Below are 21,820 nucleotides of genomic sequence, written 5' to 3' on the forward strand. Positions count from 1 at the left end.
GATGATTCACGCACACTTATTGTGAGCAAGGTCGACCGTACTTATGCATGATCTTTGGAAAACACTGCGTTTATAATTCTAATTCTTCACAATTGGCCAATCCATACTAATAGTACAAAACCAATGAGGCCTGCCATGCTAATCCAGGTATCACGCTTGGACCACACCAATAACGAAGAGCGCGTTCCAAGCATAGAGTGCTCTCTAACTTTACGCATTTCCATCGCAATAGTCATATCCTCTGCACGTTGGAACAGTGCCATTAACAAGGGAATCACCATCGGACCCAAATCACGAATCCGTACGGTATTTGGTCTTAAAGCGACCTTTCCACGTGCCCGTACAATCAGTGAGAATCGCTGCCATTCACTCCAGATCATCGGGATAAATCGAAAGATTAACGATACAGCAAGAGCAAACGAAGCTACGGGCAGTCTGATCTTTTTACCGATACCGAGTACCCAATTCAGTCCTTCTACCATTCGCCCATATGGTGTCGTCAGTGAAAACCATAAACTTGCCAACGTGACGATAAACAAACGATACACATTCAGCAAAGTGCCCTCTGCCTGCATCAGGGAAAAGCCAAAGTGCAGACCCCCTCCCTCTGTTGAAAGGGTTGTCCCCGATAGCGCTGTCGATATGATGAAAAAGAATAACAGTGGCTTCATTAACTTTATACATCCAGCCAAAGTCTGACGCGGGAGCCCGGCCAGTGCTGTCACGACCGGCACCAGTGTTAGTGTCAATCCCAGCCATCGATGTTGAAGCATCGCGGCGGTGACCAGCAAAATATATAAAATCCATTTCAAACGCGGGTCCATAACACCATATAATCCGCCTGAATGAGTCCGTGTGTTCGGAAGAAGCTTCGGATCGTGCACTTCCATGTTCTCCATTGTCTCTCTCTCTGCCAGGTTAATCGCTGGTCCGGATGCCACTTTCCCTTCGTTCTGAACGCCCACCTCAACGAACGTAGACTGAATAATACTTTCAGCCATCTCTTCTGGCGTCATCGCGATAGAAGGCAGATCAAGACCCGCAGCCCTCATCTGCTGTGCTAGTCGCATCGAAGGTGGCAGTCCGATCCCTGTCTGCTCCAGCAATTCAGGCCTATCGTGAAGTTCTCGCGGCGTAAGATCGGCGATTAGGCGGCCTTCCTGCAATAACAATACCCGATCCGCACAAGGCAAGAATGTATCCAAATCATGTGTTGCTACAACGCCCCCACCACCTGCCTGACGATGTTGCTCCAATGCATCCAGCAAAAGCACGACACTTTGCGCTTCCAAACCAGCGCTCGGCTCATCCAGCAGAAGCCAATGTGGGTTGGTCACCATTCCGAGAGCAAGACCTAGTCTGCGCTTCTCTCCCCCACTTAGGGCAAATGGCGACCTGTCCAGATGAAAACGTCGTTCCAACTCCGGGGATACCGGCGGATCCCACTGATTCAGAGCTTTTGTGATCTGCTCTTGTTGTTGTTTCTCTGAATATCGATAGGAACGCAGAGAATATGCGAATTCACGCTGAATACTTCTGGCAAACAGTTGTTGTTCCGGAAATTGAAACAATAGTCCCATTTGCAATAAAATGGACTTCGGCACTTTTCCTTCTTTCCAGAAAGGTGTACCATCCAATGTGATACTGCCTGCATCGGGAGGTCTCAGACCAGCCAACGTCTGTAGTAAAGTCGTTTTTCCTGAACCCGTGCAGCCCAACAGCAACGTGATTTCCCCACTGTTCAACTGAATATTTATATCTTCAAGCAGTGCACGCTTGCTCGATTCCGATGCTTCTATACGTATATTGGTTAATTCGATCTCCAACGTGCGACCTCCTTAGCCAATTGTTCAGGCCTCAGTGGCATGGCTTCTGGCCTGATGCCTTTTTTGTGCTTGAGCAATAACGCAGTCTTCACAGTGAACGGAGGATCCAACCCTAATCTTTCACAGGGAGATAGCTGCTCTTTATTCAAAATAGCCTTCTCAGTCATCTCTTTTTCATAGAAAAAGGACTCGGGCTTTCCGTCGTACACACAACGCCCTCGGTCCATAGCAATAATCCGATCACACAAGGTCGCTTCTTCCAGATGATGCGTAATCCAGATTACCGTTGTCCCCCGCTTGGTGATCTTCTGAGCTATGGTCTCAATACGGTCTCTTGCTCCGGGATCAAGCATGGCTGTTGGTTCATCCAGAATCAATACATCGGGTCTGGACACGAGCGCTACAGCAATGTTGAGCAGTTGTTTCTGTCCACCCGATAACTGTGAGATGGCCATATCCGGTGCATATTGAAGTCCTACGGTATGTAATACGTCCTGCCTGAGCTCCAATTGTTCTTCTACAGTAATCATTAATGGAGACAATGCATAATGGAATTCCTCTTCAATCGTGTCCCCCAATACCTGGGTATCCGGTTGCTGCAATACACCTCGGACGGTTAGTGCCTCCGGGATAATCCGTACCCCTCCCGATAATGGAATGAATCCAATGAGTAGCCCGGCGAGCGTACTTTTCCCACTGCCATTCGCCCCTACAATACTAATCCATTCTCCTTGATGCAGCGTAAGCGAGATACCGTCCAGCGCTTTCCTTACTTGACCATCCTCGGAAGCATAATGCACTCGGATATCTTCTAATGTAATTATGGGCAGGTTGCCTTGCATCGTAAATTAGTCCTTTCCCTTTCTATTTTTATGTGGTACGATCCTAATCGTCAACCACATTTATATAATTGGTTAACAATCATATTACCAAAATGGAGAGGATTGTTCAAACATGAAATTATCTTTGCGAGGCATTGTATTCAGCGCCCTTATGGCCGCAATATTAGTACTTTTTGGTTACATAAGCATTCCTATTGGCTTTTCCCCGGTACCCATAACATTACAAACCTTGGCTGTTATGCTGGCCGGAGGGTTACTTGGTCCGTTGTATGGGTTCTTAAGTATTGCTCTCGTTGTTGTGCTGACAGCACTAGGCTTCCCACTTCTACATGGAACTGGTGGTCTTGCTGTTCTCTTAGGTCCGACCGGGGGATATGTTGTAATCTGGCCCTTTTCCGCACTCCTAATCGGTTTGTTCCTCTCCAAAGTGAGAATCCAAGGGTTTAAAGGTTTTATTTTTGCGTTTATCATCATTGAATTATTTGGTTCACTATTAAATTATGTCTCAGGCGTTCCCTGGCTGGCTTATGCATACAAAATGTCCTTGCCCGAGGCCATGATTCAAGGATTCTATCCTTACATTATTGGTGATCTGATCAAAGCGGTATTTGCCACGATCATCATCGCACCCGTGCGCATGGTATTTCCACCTCAACGTCTTACAGGTAACATGCATTCAACGGTTGTAAAAATCGATTCTTAATGAATCTACATATCCTATTGGATCACGAGCATCCATATTCTAAAACAAAAACAGCCAAAATCTCTTTGGCTGTTTTTGTTGGTTGTTCTGTCATGGAAGTGTCCAGTGTAAATATTTTTAGTTCAACTTATATATTCACCCGAATTAATTGACGCTCCGCAATCTGAAATTGTTGATCCGCTGTATTTTCAACGAACCTCTGGTCATGAGATACATAGAGAATCGTTCCTTCATACGCCTTGATAAAACGCTCCAACGCTTCCAAGGCATGCATATCAAGAAAATTCGTCGGCTCATCCAACAATAGAATGTTATATTGCCCAAGAAACAAATAACATAATTGAAGACGAATCGCTTCTCCTCCACTTAATGTTCCCACATTCTTGAGCAAGTCATTCCCTGTAAACTGCATCGCGTGCAACGCACTTCTAAGCTCTGATTCCTCATATTCCGAACGGTTTTTCAGAAATTGTAATACAGTATCTTTCATCGTGAAACGATAGCTCATTTGCTGAAAATAACCGATCTTTGCTTTTGGAGACATCGTGATTCCATCTCCAGCACGGAAAACATGGTTAAGCAATGTGCTTTTCCCGCTGCCATTGGTTCCAGTTATCGCTATTTTTTGTTTTAACGGAATTTGAAAACTTGCATCCTCCAATAATATGTTTCCACCCACTTCAAGTGTAAGGCGATCTGCCATAATTGGAAATCGGTTGTGTAACTCCAATGTCTTCGGCTGACGGAAGATAATCGGTCGATCCTCCTGCACCGCACTCACCTCTTGAAGTTGTTGCATGCGTTGTTGAATCGCTTTAGCAGCACGATGCACTGCTTTTTGACTGGTACCTTTGGATTTGGTCTCAAACATGCGGTTTGCTTTTGCCTTGGATTCTTTTTTGGACATGTTTCCAGCCTGCGTTATTTTCTCGGCTTTCTTCATCTTTTCCTGGGCGGCCAGCTCCAATCTTCTTTTCTCTTTGGAGAATTGTTCATGGGCCAGGTGTTGCTGTTCACGCTCCAGCCTCTTCTGTTCCTGATAATCACTATAGTTACCGGTATATACGTGGACTTCTCCCTGATGAATTTCCCAGATCGTGGTCACCAGTTCATCCAGAACCGCACGGTCATGACTGATCAGCACGATTGCCCCATAGTAATACCGCAATTCATCCAGTAAAAATGTAATGCCCTCTTGGTCCAGATGGGTTGTGGGTTCATCCAGTAATAATACTTCGTGGTAATGAGTGAACAATTGAGCCAGTTTCAAACGGGTCTGTTCTCCGCCACTCCATGATTTATCATGTTGAGGAATCGCCAATTTGCTGAGTAAAGCCCCGTCAACCTCCAGATTTTCGTTTGGCTGGGGTGGTTCTACTTGTTCCATGTAACCAAACTCTGCGTAACGTTTTACCTTTCCGGCTGTTGGCTGGATCTGTCCCGCAATGAGTTTCAATAATGTACTTTTACCCTGACCATTACCACCCACTACACCGATGCGATCCAGTTGATGCACGGCCAGTCGCTCAATATTCAGAACTGCTTTATCCATATAGGACATTTCAACCTGCACTAATTCAAAACATATCTTTTCCATATTCGCTACCTCCGAAATAAGATTTATTTCGTATCGATAGCGAAGAACACTTCTATCGATACGAGCTTATCGTGCCAGCTCGTATCAATAGAATAGTAATGTCATCATAGCGGCGTACCTCCTGTAGTCTCTATTGAGCATCATATCAGCTCAGACTCGTGATAAGTAAACCAAAAAATCACAGGCCAAAGGCCTGTGATCCAATGTAAACGAGAATACAAGTTAAACCATGTATATAAGGTCAGGATAATTGAAAATGACAGACTGATCCCGTTTACTCTGAACTAACGGTCAGAGCCTTTGAACGTATTTAATTTAACGATTCAAAGGAAAGAAACGCAGTCTCATCGCATTCGTCATGTTCAATAATCCACCTTTCATTATCAGGTAATAGATGTACAATTCCAATTATAAATTTCCAATTCCACCCTGTCAACGGAACCATGAAAACCTAAAACACTGATTTTGCATCTAATCTACTTTATTCCTCTCCCTTTCCACTGTTCAACTTCAATAGAAGGTCCTGGGTATCAACCTGACCTGTTGCCTGCGGAATAACTTCCTCATAGTTGGCGGAATTCGTTACGATAATAGGTGTCACCGTATGATAACCAGCCGCCTTAATCTGCGCAATATCGAATTCTAGCAGCAGGTCTCCCGCTTGAACCCGATCCCCTTCTTTGATATGGGAGACAAAATGCTGTCCGTCCAGCTTGACCGTATCTACACCTACATGAACCAATATTTCTGCACCGGTGTCAGATACTACAGCCAAGGCATGTTTTTTCTTGAATGCAACGGTAACTGTACCGTCGAATGGCGCTACCACTCTGCCCACAGCTGGCTCAATCGCAATCCCTTTACCCATTGCTCCCGAAGCAAATGCCGGATCTGGAACTTCCGATAATTCCACAATCGTTCCCTGAATTGGACTAAATACTTCTTCGTCTGAAGCATTCATTGGACGGGCAGGTTGCTGAGCAGATGACGTAGAATCGGACTTTGTTTCTTCTTCTTCAACCGGATCTTTGAAGCCCATGATGTACGTCAGTACAGCCGAAACCACAAAGGATACTACGATACCCAAAATCAATCCTGGGAAGCCTTGCCCACCTGGTCCGTAGAAGATTGGCAAAGTCAGCAATCCCGGTGCACCAGACGCGAATGCCAAAGTGCCCGCTTGACCAATGATCGCTCCACCAACTGCACCACCGATTACTCCAGCAATGAACGGACGTTTCAGTGGTAATGTTACCCCATAGATAGCCGGTTCAGTGATACCGAATAATGCGGTCAATGTGGATGATCCAGCCAGCGTTTTCAGTTTTTTGTTCTTGGTTTTCAGCATAACCCCAAAAGCCGCGCCCGTTTGAGCAAAGATCGAAGCTGTCGCAGCCGGTTTAACGCCATCCTGTCCATACACTGCAACGTTGTTGATAAATACCGGAATAAGACCCCAGTGTATTCCGAAGATAACGAGTAACTGCCAGCTTGCACCCATAACGGCTCCCGCAAGCAATGGACTGAATCCAAATGCAGCAACGAGTCCGGCTGCAATTGCATTACCAACGTATACACCAAATGGTCCGAATACCAACAGTGTCAGAGGTACCATAATCACTAGCAAAAATAACGGTGTAACAAAGTTTTTCACACTATCGTGAAGTGTCTTATTAAAGAACTTCTCCAACTTGCTCATGACAATGACAGCTAAAATGATAGGAATAACCGTAGATGAATAGTTCATCAGAATGACAGGGATACCGAAGAAATCCGTTGGTGTTCCCTCTGCTTTCAACGTGACGATGGATGGATAGATCAGTGCTCCCGCAATCGTCATCGCTACAAACATATTACCCTGGAATTTACGCGCTGTTGTAACCGCTAACAACAGAGGCAGGAAGTAGAAGAGACTATCTGCTGCTGCATACAGGATCGTATAAGTTGTTTCTGTCGTTTCCAGCCATCCGATATTACTTGCAATCAACAATAACCCTTTTAGAATACCGGCTCCCGCCATAACTCCCAGAAGTGGAGCAAAGATGCTGGAAATGATATCAATGATACCGCCAATCCCCTTGGCTTTTTTGCCCGGTTTTTCTTTGTTCGACGAATCATCCAGAATGTTGCTGATCTGTCCAATGGCATTATAGACTTCAGGCACCTTGTTACCAACAACAACCTGGAACTGTCCTCCATTTTCTTTGACTGCGATGATACCTTCTGTTTTCTCCAGCTTGGCCTTGTCTGCCTTGGCGTCGTCCTTCAATACAAACCGTAACCGTGTTGCACAATGAACAAGCGACTCCACATTTTTCTCACCGCCGACGAGTTCTACGATCTCTTTGGCCAGTTTCTCTTGACTCATAATCTGCACCCCCACTTTTTCTCAAACAGGCCCTTTACCGATTTTTTTGCACGCAAAAAACCTAAGCCTTGAGTAAGGGGACACTGACACAATGGTCCTGACCTTCTCATGACTTAGGTTTTGCCTGCATAACCAGTAACAATCCCAGTTAAATCGTATTCAATTCCTGTTAATCACATATTATTATAATTAAACCATTTTTGTCAACATTTAAATATTATCGATTAACCACTCGTTCGATATGAACTGTCAGATACAACTTTTCTTCATTGGTCAGCTCATGGTTGTACTCTTTTTTGACAAACAACTCAATCTTCTCCGCACACGCTGCGGCATCAGGATGCTTCTCCTTAATCATGTCATAGAAATGATCATAGTTGTTGTCGTAATGCGTACCACTGAGCACTCGCTGAGAGAAAAACTTCAAATGTGTAATGAAGCGAAAATAACTGAGAGAATCCTCATCAAATTCCATTTTGAAATGATATTTCGCTATATTAATAATTTGCTGAATAAACTTCGTAATGTTCATCGTTGTAATGACTTCTTCGTTCATCTCTGCGTTAACAATATGAAGGGCAATAAACGCGGCTTCATCTGGTGGAAGCTCAATATTCATTCGAGTGTTGATCTGTTCCAGTGTCTTCAGACCCAGCTCGAATTCAGGCTTGTACAACTGCTTGATCTCCCACATTAATGCGTTCTTGATCTCCATGCCTTCCCGATAACGTTCGATGGCGAAGTTAATATGGTCCGTAAGGGACACATAGATGTTCTCATTGAGCTTTCGGCCGAGATTCTCACGCGCATACGTGATGATCTCTTCCACAATTTCAATCAGTTCCATCGGAACTTCACGCAGCAGCATTTTGAAATTATCGGATGTCTGTTTGTTTTTCAATGCAAATACTTTTTGGATGCGGGTCTCGTCTACTTTATCCCCCGGCTTTTTCTTAAAGGCAATCCCACGTCCCATCACCACAAGCTCTGCTCCATCCGCCTGATAGATGCTAATGACGTTATTGTTGATAACCTTTGCTATTTTCACTTCAATCCCCCCGTCACGTTCCACTCTCTTGGCAGTTATACATCGTCTTTTGGGCATACAAAAAAAACCTGAAGCATCACAAAATAAACAAGACATGGTGGTCTGCTTTTTTGGTGCTTAGGTTTTGCCTACTTCGAGTAGTAACAATCCCAGAAACGATATAATTGCGTCAAGTATAGCGCGAACCTGACTATATGTCAACGCTTTCAATGTGGGAACAAACGGAAGTTCCGTGGTTATATCAATTGAACTAGAGAATATTTACACTAGCTACTCCGATGACAGAACAACCTTCCGATCACTGTTACCCCCTGATTTTTTTGATTCACTTGCTAAAGGGAAAATCCGGGGATAAAGCGAGTTGATACTCACGAAGTGGCTTTCCATTGAAAGCTTTTAGCTTCGCTTCTCCAGCTTTTTTCTGTCCTCTCCGTTTTGTGTAAATGTTTAGTTCAATTGATATAGATGAAACTTCCGATGTTTTATTGCCGTTCAAGACCATTTTAATTCAGAAAAGTATAAACTACTTGTCACCTAGGTTTGTTCCGTTAGATGCAATCACATTTTTGTACCACTCAAAACTCTTCTTCTTCAGTCGTGTTAGCTCTCCTTGACCTTCATTATCACGGTCCACGTAAATGTAGCCATAACGTTTTCTCATCTCTCCTGAGGATGCACTTACAATATCAATAGGTCCCCAGCTGGTGTAACCGATGATGTTGACCCCATCCTGAATGGCCTCACCCATTTCAGCTACATGGCGTTTCAAGTAATCAATCCGGTATGCATCCTCCACTTCACCTTCCGGTGTAACCACATCATTGGCACCAAATCCATTTTCAACGACAAACAGCGGTTTCTGATAACGGTCATGAAGCTGATTGGCAGTAATACGGAATCCTTTTGGATCAATCGTCCATCCCCATTCGGACTTCGCCAGATATGGATTGGCTACCGAGCCAAATACATTGCCACTGGTCATATTTTTAACCACTTCAGGATCGGTACTCGTAGTACGACTTGAATAGTAGCTGAATCCGATATAATCTACGGTATGATTCTTCAAGATTTCCGCATCACCCGGCTGCATAACAATGTTCAACCCGTGATCCTTGAAGAAACGTTTGGCATAACCCGGATATTCCCCACGTGATTGCACATCAATGAAGAAATAGGATTCTCTATCTTTCTCCATACCTTGGAACACATCTTCCGGATTACAGGTATACGGATAGAAGCTTCCTGCCGCAAGCATACAACCAATCATGGCACCAGGGATAATCTCATGACATGCTTTGACTGCCAGTGCACTTGCAACCAGTTGATGGTGAGCAGCCTGATATTGAATTTCCTTGATATTATCGCCTTCATTGAACGCCAGCCCCGCGCCAAGGAATGGAAGATGAAGCAGCATGTTGATCTCATTAAATGTCATCCAGTATTTCACCTTGTCTTGGTACCGTGTGAATACTGTTTTAGCGTACTTCTCGAATAAGGTTACCAGTTCACGACTTCTCCAGCTACCATACTTCTCGATCAGGTGCACAGGCACATCGAAGTGAGCTAATGTAACGACAGGTTCAATACCATGCTTCAACAATTCATCGAACAGGTTATCGTAAAATTGCAATCCTGCTTCATTTGGCTGTGCATCTTCTCCTGTTGGGAAAATCCGTGCCCAGGCAATGGAGACACGCAGTGCCTTGAATCCCATTTCGGCAAACAGAGCAATGTCTTCAGGGTAACGGTGATAAAAATCGATTGCTTCATGTGAAGGATAGAATTCGGTAGCGAGCGGCGTAAAAGCTGGAACATGACCTTTCATAATGCTTCTGCGGCTCTCTCCTGTTGGCAGCAAATCAACGATGCTCAGTCCTTTGCCATCTTCTAGATACGCGCCCTCCGCCTGATTGGCAGCAATGGCTCCACCCCATAGAAAATCTTTAGGAAACTCAAAATTAGTCATCATCATTTCTCCTTCCAAATATGTAATTCAGCTATCCGCTCAAATCGTTAGAATATTAAAAAGACAAAATATTTAAGTTGAACTGCAAAATTACACATTTTTTTGTTCAGCTTAAATAGAAAAAACCCGAACCAGCCTGGGTACACGATTACGTGTAAACAAGCCAGCTCAGGTTATGCCCATATCGGTAACATTCCCAGATCAATTATGCGGATTGGATAAAACTTTAGCAAGAATCAGAACCGTTGTCAACTTCCCGAAACCGGTTTAACGAAGAAATGCCGATTATGATATTTGATAAAAGGCAGCACATGTCCCACCAAGAATCATCTGTTGCTCAGACTCTGATAGGGATTGAATGTGGGTCTTAATGAGACCGTATACTTCAGAATACGAAGCCGCAAGGTTACTCACTGGCCAATCAGACCCAAACATTAACCGTTCCGCACCAAAGGCTTCTATGGCGATATTCAGATAGGATGTAAAGTCACTCGGAGTCCAACTTGCCCAATCTGCTTCAGTCACTATTCCTGAAAGTTTACAATATGTGTTTGGTTCGGCAGCCAATGACTCCAGTGCTTCTTGCCATGGTGAGAGTATACCTGATTTTATGTCGGGTTTGGCTAGATGATCAAGTACAAATCGCTGTTCAGGAAACGCCTTAACCAGGTCAACGGCATAAGGCAGTTGCTCCTTGGATACCAACAGATCATAGGCCAAATCATACTCTTTAAGCAATGAAATCCCGCGCTGAAAATCTTCTCTCAAAACATACTGAAGATCAGGCTCATCCTGTATGACATGACGCACACCCTTCAGAACCGGATTGGACGCGAGCAGTTCAAGCTGATTTCGAACATCATCCGAACAAAGATCCACCCATCCGACCACACCTTTGATAAACTCGTATTGGTCTGCCAGTTGCAGAAGCCACTCAGTTTCTGTCAGTGATTGTCTCGCTTGCACTGCAATGCATCCGTCCATCCCCGATTGTGTTAATATAGGTTCCAAATCATGTGGGAGAAAAGACTGACGAATGGCTTTCATCTCTTCCCCAATCCATCCATACTCAGCAATATTGTATTCCCAGAAATGTTGATGTGCATCCAGCTTCATTTTACATTCCTCCAAGAGTATATGAATCTAATTATTGTTAAAATCAATTATATCATCTCAATTCCAAATAAAATCATTATCTTCACACAATCTACTAGCTAAACCAGATCACTAATTATCACATGAGTTTTATTGCAATTGTGCGGGTATCCTCCTATATATAATCATGATATATTAAATTCCGAAAACGCTTTCAATACATAATTCGGTGGTGATCCCATTTTTGAACAAGTCATGATTTGGTTTGAGTTGAGCTCCATTTTCACAGTTGCTTAACTTCTATTCAAGTTCAACCATTCTAACTGAAGGAGATTATGTTGATGAAAAAAAATCGTAAATCGGTCCTCTCTCTTACACTTGTAACTGCCATGATTCTGTCTCTCTTCTCTTCGGCTTTCGCTTCCGCTGCAACAGACAACAGTGAACAGGCCAGTACCTCAACCGCGCCAAGCAAAATGCAGGCATACGTGAACGCCATGGAGCCTGGCTGGAATCTGGGTAACTCTCTGGATGCCGTTGGTGAGGATGAGACAGCCTGGGGCAATCCGCGCATTACGAAAGAACTGATTCAATCGATCGCAGCTGAGGGCTACAACAGTATCCGTATTCCTGTGACCTGGGAAGCTCACATCGGTGACGCACCCGACTATACAATTGATTCCGCTTACATGAATCGGGTTCAAGAAGTAGTGAACTGGGCCCTCGATGCCGATCTCTACGTCATGATCAATCTGCACCATGACTCCTGGCGCTGGATCAGTTACATGGAGAAAGACCATGACAACGTACTTGCCCGTTACAATGCTGCTTGGACTCAGATCGCTGACAAGTTCAAAGATGCATCCGACAAGCTCATGTTCGAAAGTGTTAACGAACCCCGCTTCTCCGAAGGAGGTACAACAGATGCGGCTATTGGCTATCGCATGCTGGACGAGTTGAATACTTCTTTTCATAAGATTGTAAGAACTTCGGGTGGAAACAACGATACACGTCCACTTGTGCTACCAACGATGCATACCTCTTCCGCTCAACCTGATCTGGATGAACTGAATAAGACCATTCAAAAATTGAGTGACCCCAACATTATTGCAACCGTTCACTATTACGGGTTCTGGCCATTCAGTGTGAATATTGCAGGTTACACCAAGTATAACGAGGAAGTCCAGAAAGACATTACCGATACCTTCGATCGGGTATACAATGCTTTTACAGCCAAAGGCATTCCGGTTATCGTCGGTGAGTATGGCTTGCTTGGTTTTGACCAGCATACAGGTGTCATTGAACAAGGCGAAAAGCTGAAATTCTTCGAATTTGTTGGGCACTATCTGCGTCAAAAACAGATGACAACGATGTTGTGGGATAACGGACAACACTTCGGACGCACAAGCTTTACTTGGTCTGATCAGGAACTGTTTGATACGATGAAAGCAAGCTGGACAGGTCGCTCATCCACAGCTGAAACGGACCTCGTGTACCTTAAACAAAATGAAAGCATTCAAGATAAAAAAGTAAAACTCAATCTGAATGGTAACAAATTCAATTCGTTGAAGAATGGAACTACTCCTCTTGTCAGAGGTAAAGACTATACGATCAAAAAAGATGTGCTTACGTTAAAATCCAATCTGTTAACCAAATTGACAGCCTCTGGTGATTTGGGCGTAAATGCCACACTCACAGCAGAATTCAACCAAGGTGCGGACTGGAATTTTAATATCATAAAATATAACACACCTACGTTAAACGATACGACTGGTACAACCAGTGCATTTGCCATTCCAACTACGTTTAACGGCAACCAACTGGCAACGATGGAAGCGACATATGCCAACGGGGAGAACGCCGGTCCACAGAACTGGACTTCGTTCAAAGAGTTCTCTTACACGTTCAGCCCAGATTACGATCGTCAGGTGATCGAGCTAAAACCTAACTTCTTTAATGAAACCAATGATGGCGAAGTCACCCTCAAGTTCCACTTCTGGAACGGCGATGTGCTGACGTATAAAATCACAAAAAATGGAACCAGTGTTGTTGGCGTAGCTTCATAACGGTTTTAAGGGTTTCTAAATTCTTAGTTCCCATCGGAATTACAAAACGTTCTGTCCAGAGCAATGGGCTCGGACAGAACGTTTCTGTTTTGTTATAAAAATTGCATAGAAATCTGGCGAAAATAATTTCATATGTTCACTTATTGAGGTTCATTGAATCTCACCACAAGCATTGCATCCCCATTGGCATGTACAGGACCGGTTGAGGTTCCTGTAACCGTTGCTATCGTTTCATTCCCGCTTGGAATCAGCACAGGTGTTATCAACGGCAGACCCGCAGCCTGAATGACATCCATGTCGAATTCGATCAATAATTGCCCTGCAGTTACACGATCTCCGCTATTCACATGGGCGGTAAAACCACTTCCTTTGAGTCCAACCGTATTAATTCCGATATGAACCAGCATCTGTACACCTGTCTCATGCTCCAGAATCACCGCATGTTTACTTTTGTTCATGACATGTGCAATGACACCATCAAACGGTGCATACACTTTACCTTCTGATGGCTCAATGGCAATGCCCTCACCCATATGTTTTTCCGAGAAAGCCGGATCAGGAACCTGCTCCAAATCAACGACAGTACCATTCATCGGCGAAGCGATTTCGAGCAATTCTACCTTAGGACGATTGCTTATAACAGCATGGGTAACTGAATTAGCGTGCGGATTAGAATCTGCTACATGAACGTCAACTGATGTTACTCCACTGTGGTCATGGCTCACCGGTTCCTCTGCAATCGGTTGATCCTTATATCCGAAGAACCAGGTAAGTGCAAAAGCAATGGCCATGGCAACCACATTGGACAAGATGTACAACGGCAGTTGGCTGTTGAGATAGAGCAATGTTCCAGGGATAACCGTTACTGCCATGCCTGTACCTTGCAGATGGAACAAGGAAGCGATGAAACCACCCACACCACCACCAACCAGCCCCATAATAAATGGTTTCATATAACGCAGGTTAACACCGAAGATAGCTGGCTCGGTAATGCCCAGAAAAGCAGACAATGACGAAGGTAATGCGAGTGCTTTGAGTTTCATATTTTTGGTTTTCAGACCAACCGCAAGACAAGCGGCTCCTTGTGCAGCCATGGCACAGGTGATAATCGCGTTGAACGGATTGAATCCTGTTTTCTCCAATAGCTGAATCTCCAGGAAGTTAAAGATGTGATGCACACCGGTAACAACAATAATCTGATGGAAGAATCCAATGATAATACCTGCGATGCCAAACGGAAGATCCAATACGGCCGTTGTTCCATGCAGTACCCACTCTTCCAGGGAATGGAACACGGGACCAATCGCGAACAGTCCAAGTGTAATCATAACCGTTAACGTTATAAAAGGAGTCAGAATCAAGTCCAGTGCCTCAGGCACCCGTCTTCTTAGTACCTTCTCGAACTTGGCTCCAATCAAACCTACGAAGAACGCAGGCAGGACCGACCCCTGATAACCCACGACAGGGATAAAACCGAACATATGCAGAGGCTGGGCTGATCCATCCGCCACCGCGTAAGCATTGGGTAATGCCGGATTAACCAGCATTAGCCCCAGTACGATACCAAGTACCGGACTTCCGCCGAATACGCGGAATGCAGACCACGCTACAAGTGCAGGCAGAAATGCAAATGCCGTATCCGTCAGAATCTGAGTAAACAACAGGAAATTGGAAGAGATATCATCTGGTGTTGCACCAAACAAAGCCAAAATTTCATTCTGGGTAAGTAATCCGCGCAAGCCCATAAACAACCCTGTAGCTACCAGTACGGGGATGATGGGTACAAATACGTCACCAAAAGTGCGGATTGCCCGTTGAAAAGCGTTTCCTTCCTTTTTTCCCTGACTCTTCACATCATCCTTGGACGATCCTTCGATTCCCAGCTTCTCAACTTCTTCAAAGATTCGATTCACCGTTCCCGTACCAAAGATAATCTGATATTGACCCGAGTTGAAAAAAGCCCCTTTCACCTTTTCGATGTTCTCGACCGTTTTCTGATCAATTTTCTCTTTATCCTTCACCATGATGCGAAGACGTGTTGCACAGTGTGCAAATGATGCGATATTCTCTTTGCCCCCGATGGCATGAATGACTTCCTGGGCAATCCGTTGATTCTCCGACATGTTATCTCATTCCTCTCACGTAATACTTAATAAATCCATTGTGTTGCTTCGAAATCAGCTTTGCCTCCGTGTGCAAAGAAACGAATATCTACGCTGTCCCGACTTGGGAAAATGCGGCTGGTAAAGACCTCTTCCCCGTCGTTCACAAAGATCTCAACTGAAGATGCGTCTACGAACAGATGGAATTTAATTACGTCCGCAGTAAGCGCGCACCGCCGTACAGCGCCATTTTGCTCTGCCAGCTCGGCACCAGACATCGTCCGATCCAGAATAACTTTCTGCTGAATCCGATCATACAGAAGAACCGTTTTCTCCGTTCCACTTGCACGGAATTCGATGCCGACCATCTCTGCATCTGCTTGGCTTATCTCACATATCAGCTCATAGGAAATTCCATTCAAACCAGTGAAAGATCGACTCTCATGGTCAATCGTTACACGAATATGCATGCCTTCCTCCTGTTGACGCAATTGGTTCATCTCAACAACCGGTTGTTGAATTAACTTCCCTCCTCGCAGTGTCAACTGCCGAGGAATGGTCAGGCAATGAGCCCAACCGTTATCATCTGTCGGATATGCCAGATCAGGAAGCCCCATCCAACCAACCAGAATACGTCTTCCATCCGGGCCCTGCATGGTTTGTGGAGCATAGAAGTCGAATCCACGATCCAACTCCTGAAACTCACCATGATTGAACTCTCTCGTCTGAAGATTGAGCGGCTCACCGATCAGATAACCGGACTGAAAAATATTCTGATAATGATCTCCTGCAGCATCTAAGCCTTGTGGTGAAAAGACAAGCACGCCTTTCCCGTCTATCTCCATATAATCCGGGCACTCCCACATGTAACCAAAGGAAGTGAATTGCGTGCGAATTTCACCAAGAAACTCCCAGTTGTTCAGATCAATTGAGCGATACAGCACCGTACATCCCGTCTCGTTTGTTCTCTGCGCACCAATGACACAATAATATGTACCTCCTTGTTGCCACACCTTGGGATCTCTGAAGTGTTCCGTGTATCCGGCTGGAACAGACGAGATTATGGGATCATTCCGTTTGGTTACTGAACCGCTTTCATCCATGACAGCCAAGCATTGATATGGATGTCTGACCCAAGCCTCATTCCTCATATTGCCCGTGTACAGCAAGTGCAGCTTGCGATCTTTTTCAATCGCACTTCCGGAATAAGCTCCGTGTGAGTCATACCAGCTATCCGGTTCGATTCCAATCCCGACATTTTCCCAGTTCACCAAATTCTTCGAGCGGGTATGATACCAGTATTTCATGCCGTGTTCTGTTCCAAGTGGAAACCACTGATAGAAGAGATGATAATAGCCTTGATAATATGCAAAGCCGTTAGGGTCATTAAGCAGACCCGTTATGGGCTGAATGTGGTAACTCTGTCTCCATGGACACTCGGATATCTGTGCTTCAAGCTTCGCAATCTCTTCAGGCTCAGCTTGTTCAATCCGTCTATAGCGCTGCTCTCTAGTCATTTTCATAGCTGTTCTCCATTCTCGCTTATATAAGTTAGACCAAGAAACTTCACACTGGGACTACGATGGCAGAACAATCCTCCGATCGCTGTTATCCCCAGATTTCCTGATCCCTTATCTAAAGGGTGAAATCCGGTGATAAAGGCGAGCACTCCGTTTCTTCAGATTTTTTCTGCCCTCTCCGTCATGTTTATTTCTTATTTAACTTATACGAAAATCAAATTATAGGAACCGGTTCCAACGGATGCAAAAAAATAATTCCATTTGGCATTAATGCCTGCCCGTGTTCGCATATCCGTATTGGATATCCACTATGGAACCGGTTCGATGGAATTATCATAAAGGATGTTTTTATAATTTGTCAACGCTTTCTCGAGGAATCAGTTCTACGTCCAGTGTTGTTCGTGCCTCCACCGACTCGCCTTTGACCAGACGAATAATATGATTCGCCGCTACTTTCCCTGCCCGCAAATAATCATATTTCACAGTCGTCAGCATGGGATGGATCATCTCCGTAATCTCATATCCGCCAAATCCGGTAACAGACAAATCTTGCGGTATGCGAATTTTATTGGAGAACGCGATCTTCATCACACCCAGTGCGATATTATCCGTGGCCCCTACAATGATTGTTGGTGTGATTTCTTTCAGGATGGATTCAGCGGTCACGATGGCTTCAGACATCTTGAAGCTCGTCTCATAATACTTCACTTCACATCCACCACACTCGGCGATTGCTCGCTGGAACCCTTGTTTACGATAGATCCCTACCGCCCGATCCTTCTCGCTAACCCCCATATAGACGATCTTGCGGTGACCCTGTTCGACGACATATCTGCCCATCTCATAACCTGCCTGGTCATCATTATGAACCAGACTGTGCAGTCGCTCATGTTGCTGCCCCACCAATAACACCGGAATCCGTATATCTTCAACAGCCTTCAGATGTGCTTCGGTCACTTCAGCAGCCAAGAGAATAATACCCGACACCTTCTGTCGTGCAAAATCATAAATGGCATCAATCTCACGCTGCATGTCCTGACTCGTATTTGCGATCAACATCTGATACTGATTACTTCGCAGCTCTTCATCAATTCCGATCAGTGTCTGGGAGGTCGCAAAAGAATCGAGACGTGGCACAACCGTACCAATGATACTGGTCTTCTTCGCCTTCAGACTCTGTGCAAATGTGTTAGGAACATAATTGTATTGTTTGATAATACGCTCAATCTTCTGGCGTGTATCCTCACTAACCGATCCGCCATTCAGGTAGCGAGAGATCGTGCTTTTTGCCACACCTGCCATCTGAGCGATATCAGAAATCGTTTTATTCATAAAGACCCCTCTTGTTTCTTTAACTAGTTTACCTTTTATTATACTTCGAATCGCAAAGCCATGGCGAATTAGATTCACCTCCGTTTATCGTGTCCAATATACTTTCCTATGTAATAGCAAAAGCCCGATATCACTGTGACGTTCATACAGAAAGTATGATCCCACATTCATCAGGCTGTTAAACTTTCATCTGCACGTTTGCTCAGATCATTAACACAAGAATACTCGCTACATTCTACATCTCAAACTTCAATAATAATAGGCAAGATCATAGGTCTTCTCTTGGTTTGAGCGTAAATATAGTGACCGATCTCGTCTTTCAGCTTTCTTTTGATCACATTCCACTGATTCACGCCAGACGCGGTCAGCTCACCCATCCGGTTTAGAACCAGCTCATGAATTTCATGCATGAATTCTTCCGAGTCCTTGACGAATATGAACCCTCTGGAGATAATCTCGGGTGACGTGACCATCTGTTTTTCCGTTTTGCTTAAGGTAGTTACAATCACCAACATACCATCGGATGACAGTTGCCTGCGATCACGCAGGACAATATTGCCGACATCACCCATGATCAGACCGTCTACGAGACTGTTTCCTGATGCAATTTTGGGACCCAGAGAAGCAGTGCCTTCTTTGTACTGGACCATATCCCCATTATTCACGATAAACACATGATCACGCTCTATACCTACAGACTCGGCAAGCAGCCTGTGCTGATACAACATACGGAACTCACCGTGGATCGGAATCAGATAATCCGGTTTCATCAGGGTCAACATCAATTTGAGCTCTTCCTGACTGCCGTGTCCCGATACATGCATTCCTGCTGCACCACTTGAACCATATATCACACGTGCTCCGAGAACATACAGGTTATCAATGACATGTGCAAGATTCCGTTCATTGCCCGGGATGGCTCCGGCCGCAATAATGACCGTGTCCCCAGCGTTAATTCTTACATGTGGATGCTTACCGGATGCCAGACGTGATAATGCTGCCATCGCTTCTCCCTGGCTACCTGTACATAAGACAACAACCTGTTCAGGTGGAAACTGATCCGAGTCGATGGCTTCAATCAACAATCCGTCAGGAACTTGCAGATACCCCAATTCACTCGCCACCGATACCACATTCACCATACTTCTGCCCAACAGTGCCAGTTTGCGTCCCGTCTCGAATGCTGCATTTACAATCTGCTGTACTCTGCTGACATTTGACGCAAAAGTAGAGATAAATACTTTTTGTTTTGCACGGATAAAGGCATCCAGAATGTGGTCTCCCACTACACGCTCGGAAGGTGTAAAACCCGGTCTTTCTGCATTGGTACTCTCGGAGAGCAAAATATGGACACCCTGTTTGCCAATCTCGGCCATGCGGTGCAGATCTGGGAAAGGTCCATGTACAGGCGACATATCAAATTTGAAATCTCCGGTATGCACGACATTACCCACGGGGGTCTTAAAGAAGATACCAAGACAATCCGGTATACTATGACTGGTTGCGAAAAAGGAAACCTCGATTCCTCCCAGCGTAATGCTGGAGTGAGCATCGATCGTATGCAGGTCCGCCTTGCGCAGAAGTCCATGCTCTTTCAGTTTAAGCTCGATCAACCCTCGAGTGAGCCTGGATGCATACACGGGGATGTTCATTTGTTTTAACAAATAGGGAATGCCACCGATGTGATCTTCATGTCCGTGGGTAACCACAAGACCCCTTACTTTATCCAGATTCTCCAGCAGATACGCAACATCCGGAATGATCAGATCAATCCCAGGCAATGTCTCATCGGGAAACTTCGAACCACAGTCAATCACGATGATGTCCTGATTGTACTGGATCAAATACATATTCTTTCCTATTTCATTCACGCCGCCAAGTGCAGCGATATACAGTTTGTTGTGGGCTAGATTCAACGCTATTACTCCTCCTCTGCGTGGCAAACGTATGCGATACGGATCTATATTCCTAGTATGGAAGCAATCTCCTCACTTATGCATTTCCTTGTGATTAATGTCAAAAAAGAAAAAAACCACCACGGAACTTTCATTCCGCAGTGGTTAGACTTACACCAACGATTTATCACGCTGTAGCAATACGTCTTGTTCATAGGTTTTGATATCGGTGATCCACTTTTCACGAACAGGCACTCCCTGCCTAGCACAATAGTAGTCCCAGATTGCGCCAAACGGATAGGATTTGAACTCTTCCGTTAACGCGAGACGCAGGGTGTAATCTCCATCAAGTTCGGCTTGTTTCAAGGCATCCACCGGTTCCAACATCGCACGAAGAAGGGCTTTGATTGTGTTGCGAGTACCCACAACCCATGCAGCTACACGGTTAATGCTTGCATCGAAGAAATCCAGTCCAATATGTGTGGTCGCAAGCAGATCATGTCGAACCAGTTCACGGGCAATTTCCAGCAACTCATCGTCCATGATTACCACGTGATCACTGTCCCAGCGCATCGGGCGGCTTACGTGCAGCAGAATGCCACTTGTAAACAATGACAAGGACGACAGTTTATTGGAAATAACCTCTGTTGGATGGAAATGACCCGCATCAAGACAGATCAACGTATCATTTTGCAAACCGTAACCCATATAAAATTCATGAGAACCCACCACATAGGCTTCCGAACCCAGACCAAACAGCTTACTCTCTACCGCATCCAGGTTGTGCTCTGGGTTAAGGCGCTCGCCGAATACTTCATCCAGTGATTCTTTGAGACGTTTGCGTGGAGTCAACCGGTCAACCGGATTATCCTTGAACCCGTCCGGTACCCACACATTGGTTACACATGTCTGACCGAGCTGTTCCCCGAAGTAAGCACCAATCCGGCGGGATGCCTTGCAGTGATCAATCCAGAACTTGCGAATCTCAGGGTCTGGATGACTGAGTGTAAACCCGTCACTTGATTTTTCATGAGAAAAACATGTTGGGTTGAAGTCCAGGCCGAGTCCTTGTTCTTTGGCCCATTTCACCCAGTTCTCATAATGCTTTGGCTCAATCTGATCCAGTTCAACCTGCTCGTCTGTGTCCGTGTATATCGCATGCAGATTGACCTTATGTTTACCAGGAATCAGAGCAAAAGCTTGCTCCAGATCGTTACGAAGTTCTGCTGGTGTGCTCGCAGCCCCCGGGTATTGACCTGTAACGGAAATACCCCCTGTTAACTCGCCATCTTTATTCAGAAAACCTTTAACATCATCGCCTTGCCAGCAGTGTACGGATACTTTGATCTCCGCGAGTCTGTTCAGCACCTCTTCTGTATCAATTCCGTGCTGAGCATACAATGCCTTGGCTGCTTCATACGCTTGCTTGACTTGGTTATCCATCCGCAAGAACCCTCCTA

The 21,820-nt window shown here is 45.0% G+C and carries 14 protein-coding genes; 2 read left to right on the plus strand and 12 right to left on the minus strand.

All coding sequences use genetic code 11. The features are described from left to right. Positions 1 to 86: 86 nt before the first annotated feature. Together ACX9NY_RS10185 and ACX9NY_RS10190 are read right to left on the minus strand one after the other, a co-directional pair. Positions 87 to 1,826, minus strand: coding sequence for an ATP-binding cassette domain-containing protein (locus ACX9NY_RS10185; RefSeq protein ID WP_472478477.1), 1,740 nt, complete (start codon positions 1,824 to 1,826; stop codon positions 87 to 89). Then, positions 1,811 to 2,668, minus strand: coding sequence for an ATP-binding cassette domain-containing protein (locus ACX9NY_RS10190; RefSeq protein WP_472478479.1), 858 nt, complete (start codon positions 2,666 to 2,668; stop codon positions 1,811 to 1,813). The genes ACX9NY_RS10185 and ACX9NY_RS10190 overlap by 16 nt, the downstream gene beginning before the upstream one ends. 112 nt (positions 2,669 to 2,780) lie before the next feature. On the opposite strand from ACX9NY_RS10190, the gene ACX9NY_RS10195 reads away from it, so the two are divergent. After that, a complete protein-coding gene (locus ACX9NY_RS10195) occupies positions 2,781 to 3,371 on the plus strand; it encodes a biotin transporter BioY (RefSeq protein ID WP_339242262.1) in 591 nt (196 codons plus the stop codon). 127 nt (positions 3,372 to 3,498) lie between these two features. Here the strand turns inward: ACX9NY_RS10195 and ACX9NY_RS10200 are convergent, their stop codons facing one another. From ACX9NY_RS10200 to ACX9NY_RS10220, 5 genes are all read right to left on the minus strand, one after another. Next, positions 3,499 to 4,968, minus strand: coding sequence for an Msr family ABC-F type ribosomal protection protein (locus ACX9NY_RS10200; protein WP_472478481.1), 1,470 nt, complete (start codon positions 4,966 to 4,968; stop codon positions 3,499 to 3,501). Between the two features lie 481 nt (positions 4,969 to 5,449). Beyond that, on the minus strand, positions 5,450 to 7,336 hold the full coding sequence (locus tag ACX9NY_RS10205; RefSeq protein ID WP_472478483.1) for a beta-glucoside-specific PTS transporter subunit IIABC: 1,887 nt from the start codon (positions 7,334 to 7,336) through the stop codon (positions 5,450 to 5,452). Between the two features lie 217 nt (positions 7,337 to 7,553). Further along, on the minus strand, positions 7,554 to 8,384 hold the full coding sequence (gene licT / locus ACX9NY_RS10210) for a BglG family transcription antiterminator LicT (RefSeq protein ID WP_472478485.1): 831 nt from the start codon (positions 8,382 to 8,384) through the stop codon (positions 7,554 to 7,556). Between the two features lie 523 nt (positions 8,385 to 8,907). Next, on the minus strand, positions 8,908 to 10,350 hold the full coding sequence (locus ACX9NY_RS10215; RefSeq protein WP_339242255.1) for a 6-phospho-beta-glucosidase: 1,443 nt from the start codon (positions 10,348 to 10,350) through the stop codon (positions 8,908 to 8,910). A gap of 285 nt (positions 10,351 to 10,635) precedes the next feature. Continuing rightward, complete coding sequence (locus tag ACX9NY_RS10220; RefSeq protein ID WP_472478487.1) at positions 10,636 to 11,466, minus strand: amidohydrolase family protein; 831 nt, start codon at positions 11,464 to 11,466, stop codon at positions 10,636 to 10,638. 317 nt (positions 11,467 to 11,783) lie between these two features. On the opposite strand from ACX9NY_RS10220, the gene ACX9NY_RS10225 reads away from it, so the two are divergent. Continuing rightward, positions 11,784 to 13,511: a cellulase family glycosylhydrolase gene (locus tag ACX9NY_RS10225; RefSeq protein ID WP_472479260.1), complete on the plus strand. Its 1,728-nt coding sequence runs from the start codon at positions 11,784 to 11,786 to the stop codon at positions 13,509 to 13,511. 140 nt (positions 13,512 to 13,651) lie between these two features. On the opposite strand, the gene ACX9NY_RS10230 is transcribed toward ACX9NY_RS10225, so the two are convergent. From ACX9NY_RS10230 to rhaA, 5 genes are all read right to left on the minus strand, one after another. Further along, positions 13,652 to 15,634, minus strand: coding sequence for a sucrose-specific PTS transporter subunit IIBC (locus ACX9NY_RS10230; RefSeq protein ID WP_472478489.1), 1,983 nt, complete (start codon positions 15,632 to 15,634; stop codon positions 13,652 to 13,654). Positions 15,635 to 15,660: 26 nt separating this feature from the next. Further along, positions 15,661 to 17,136: a glycoside hydrolase family 32 protein gene (locus ACX9NY_RS10235; protein ID WP_339260854.1), complete on the minus strand. Its 1,476-nt coding sequence runs from the start codon at positions 17,134 to 17,136 to the stop codon at positions 15,661 to 15,663. Between the two features lie 345 nt (positions 17,137 to 17,481). Beyond that, positions 17,482 to 18,465, minus strand: coding sequence for a LacI family DNA-binding transcriptional regulator (locus ACX9NY_RS10240; RefSeq protein WP_472478491.1), 984 nt, complete (start codon positions 18,463 to 18,465; stop codon positions 17,482 to 17,484). A 242-nt stretch (positions 18,466 to 18,707) separates the two neighbouring features. Continuing rightward, complete coding sequence (locus ACX9NY_RS10245) at positions 18,708 to 20,381, minus strand: ribonuclease J (protein ID WP_472478493.1); 1,674 nt, start codon at positions 20,379 to 20,381, stop codon at positions 18,708 to 18,710. Between the two features lie 150 nt (positions 20,382 to 20,531). Next, positions 20,532 to 21,803, minus strand: a complete 1,272-nt coding sequence (rhaA, locus tag ACX9NY_RS10250; protein WP_342572831.1) for an L-rhamnose isomerase — start codon at positions 21,801 to 21,803, stop codon at positions 20,532 to 20,534. Positions 21,804 to 21,820: the final 17 nt, after the last annotated feature.

The sequence above is a fragment of the Paenibacillus sp. CB74 genome (assembly GCF_055687625.1).

Bases quoted from the DNA above. Each gene is read 5' to 3' on its own strand.
- rhaA (WP_342572831.1), bottom strand. From the start codon at position 21,803: ATGGATAACCAAGTCAAGCAAGCGTATGAAGCAGCCAAGGCATTGTAT.
- ACX9NY_RS10205 (WP_472478483.1), bottom strand. From the start codon at position 7,336: ATGAGTCAAGAGAAACTGGCCAAAGAGATCGTAGAACTCGTCGGCGGT.
- ACX9NY_RS10190 (WP_472478479.1), bottom strand. From the start codon at position 2,668: ATGCAAGGCAACCTGCCCATAATTACATTAGAAGATATCCGAGTGCAT.
- ACX9NY_RS10215 (WP_339242255.1), bottom strand. From the start codon at position 10,350: ATGACTAATTTTGAGTTTCCTAAAGATTTTCTATGGGGTGGAGCCATT.
- ACX9NY_RS10200 (WP_472478481.1), bottom strand. From the start codon at position 4,968: ATGGAAAAGATATGTTTTGAATTAGTGCAGGTTGAAATGTCCTATATG.
- ACX9NY_RS10195 (WP_339242262.1), top strand. From the start codon at position 2,781: ATGAAATTATCTTTGCGAGGCATTGTATTCAGCGCCCTTATGGCCGCA.
- ACX9NY_RS10220 (WP_472478487.1), bottom strand. From the start codon at position 11,466: ATGAAGCTGGATGCACATCAACATTTCTGGGAATACAATATTGCTGAG.
- ACX9NY_RS10240 (WP_472478491.1), bottom strand. From the start codon at position 18,465: ATGAATAAAACGATTTCTGATATCGCTCAGATGGCAGGTGTGGCAAAA.
- ACX9NY_RS10235 (WP_339260854.1), bottom strand. From the start codon at position 17,136: ATGAAAATGACTAGAGAGCAGCGCTATAGACGGATTGAACAAGCTGAG.
- ACX9NY_RS10230 (WP_472478489.1), bottom strand. From the start codon at position 15,634: ATGTCGGAGAATCAACGGATTGCCCAGGAAGTCATTCATGCCATCGGG.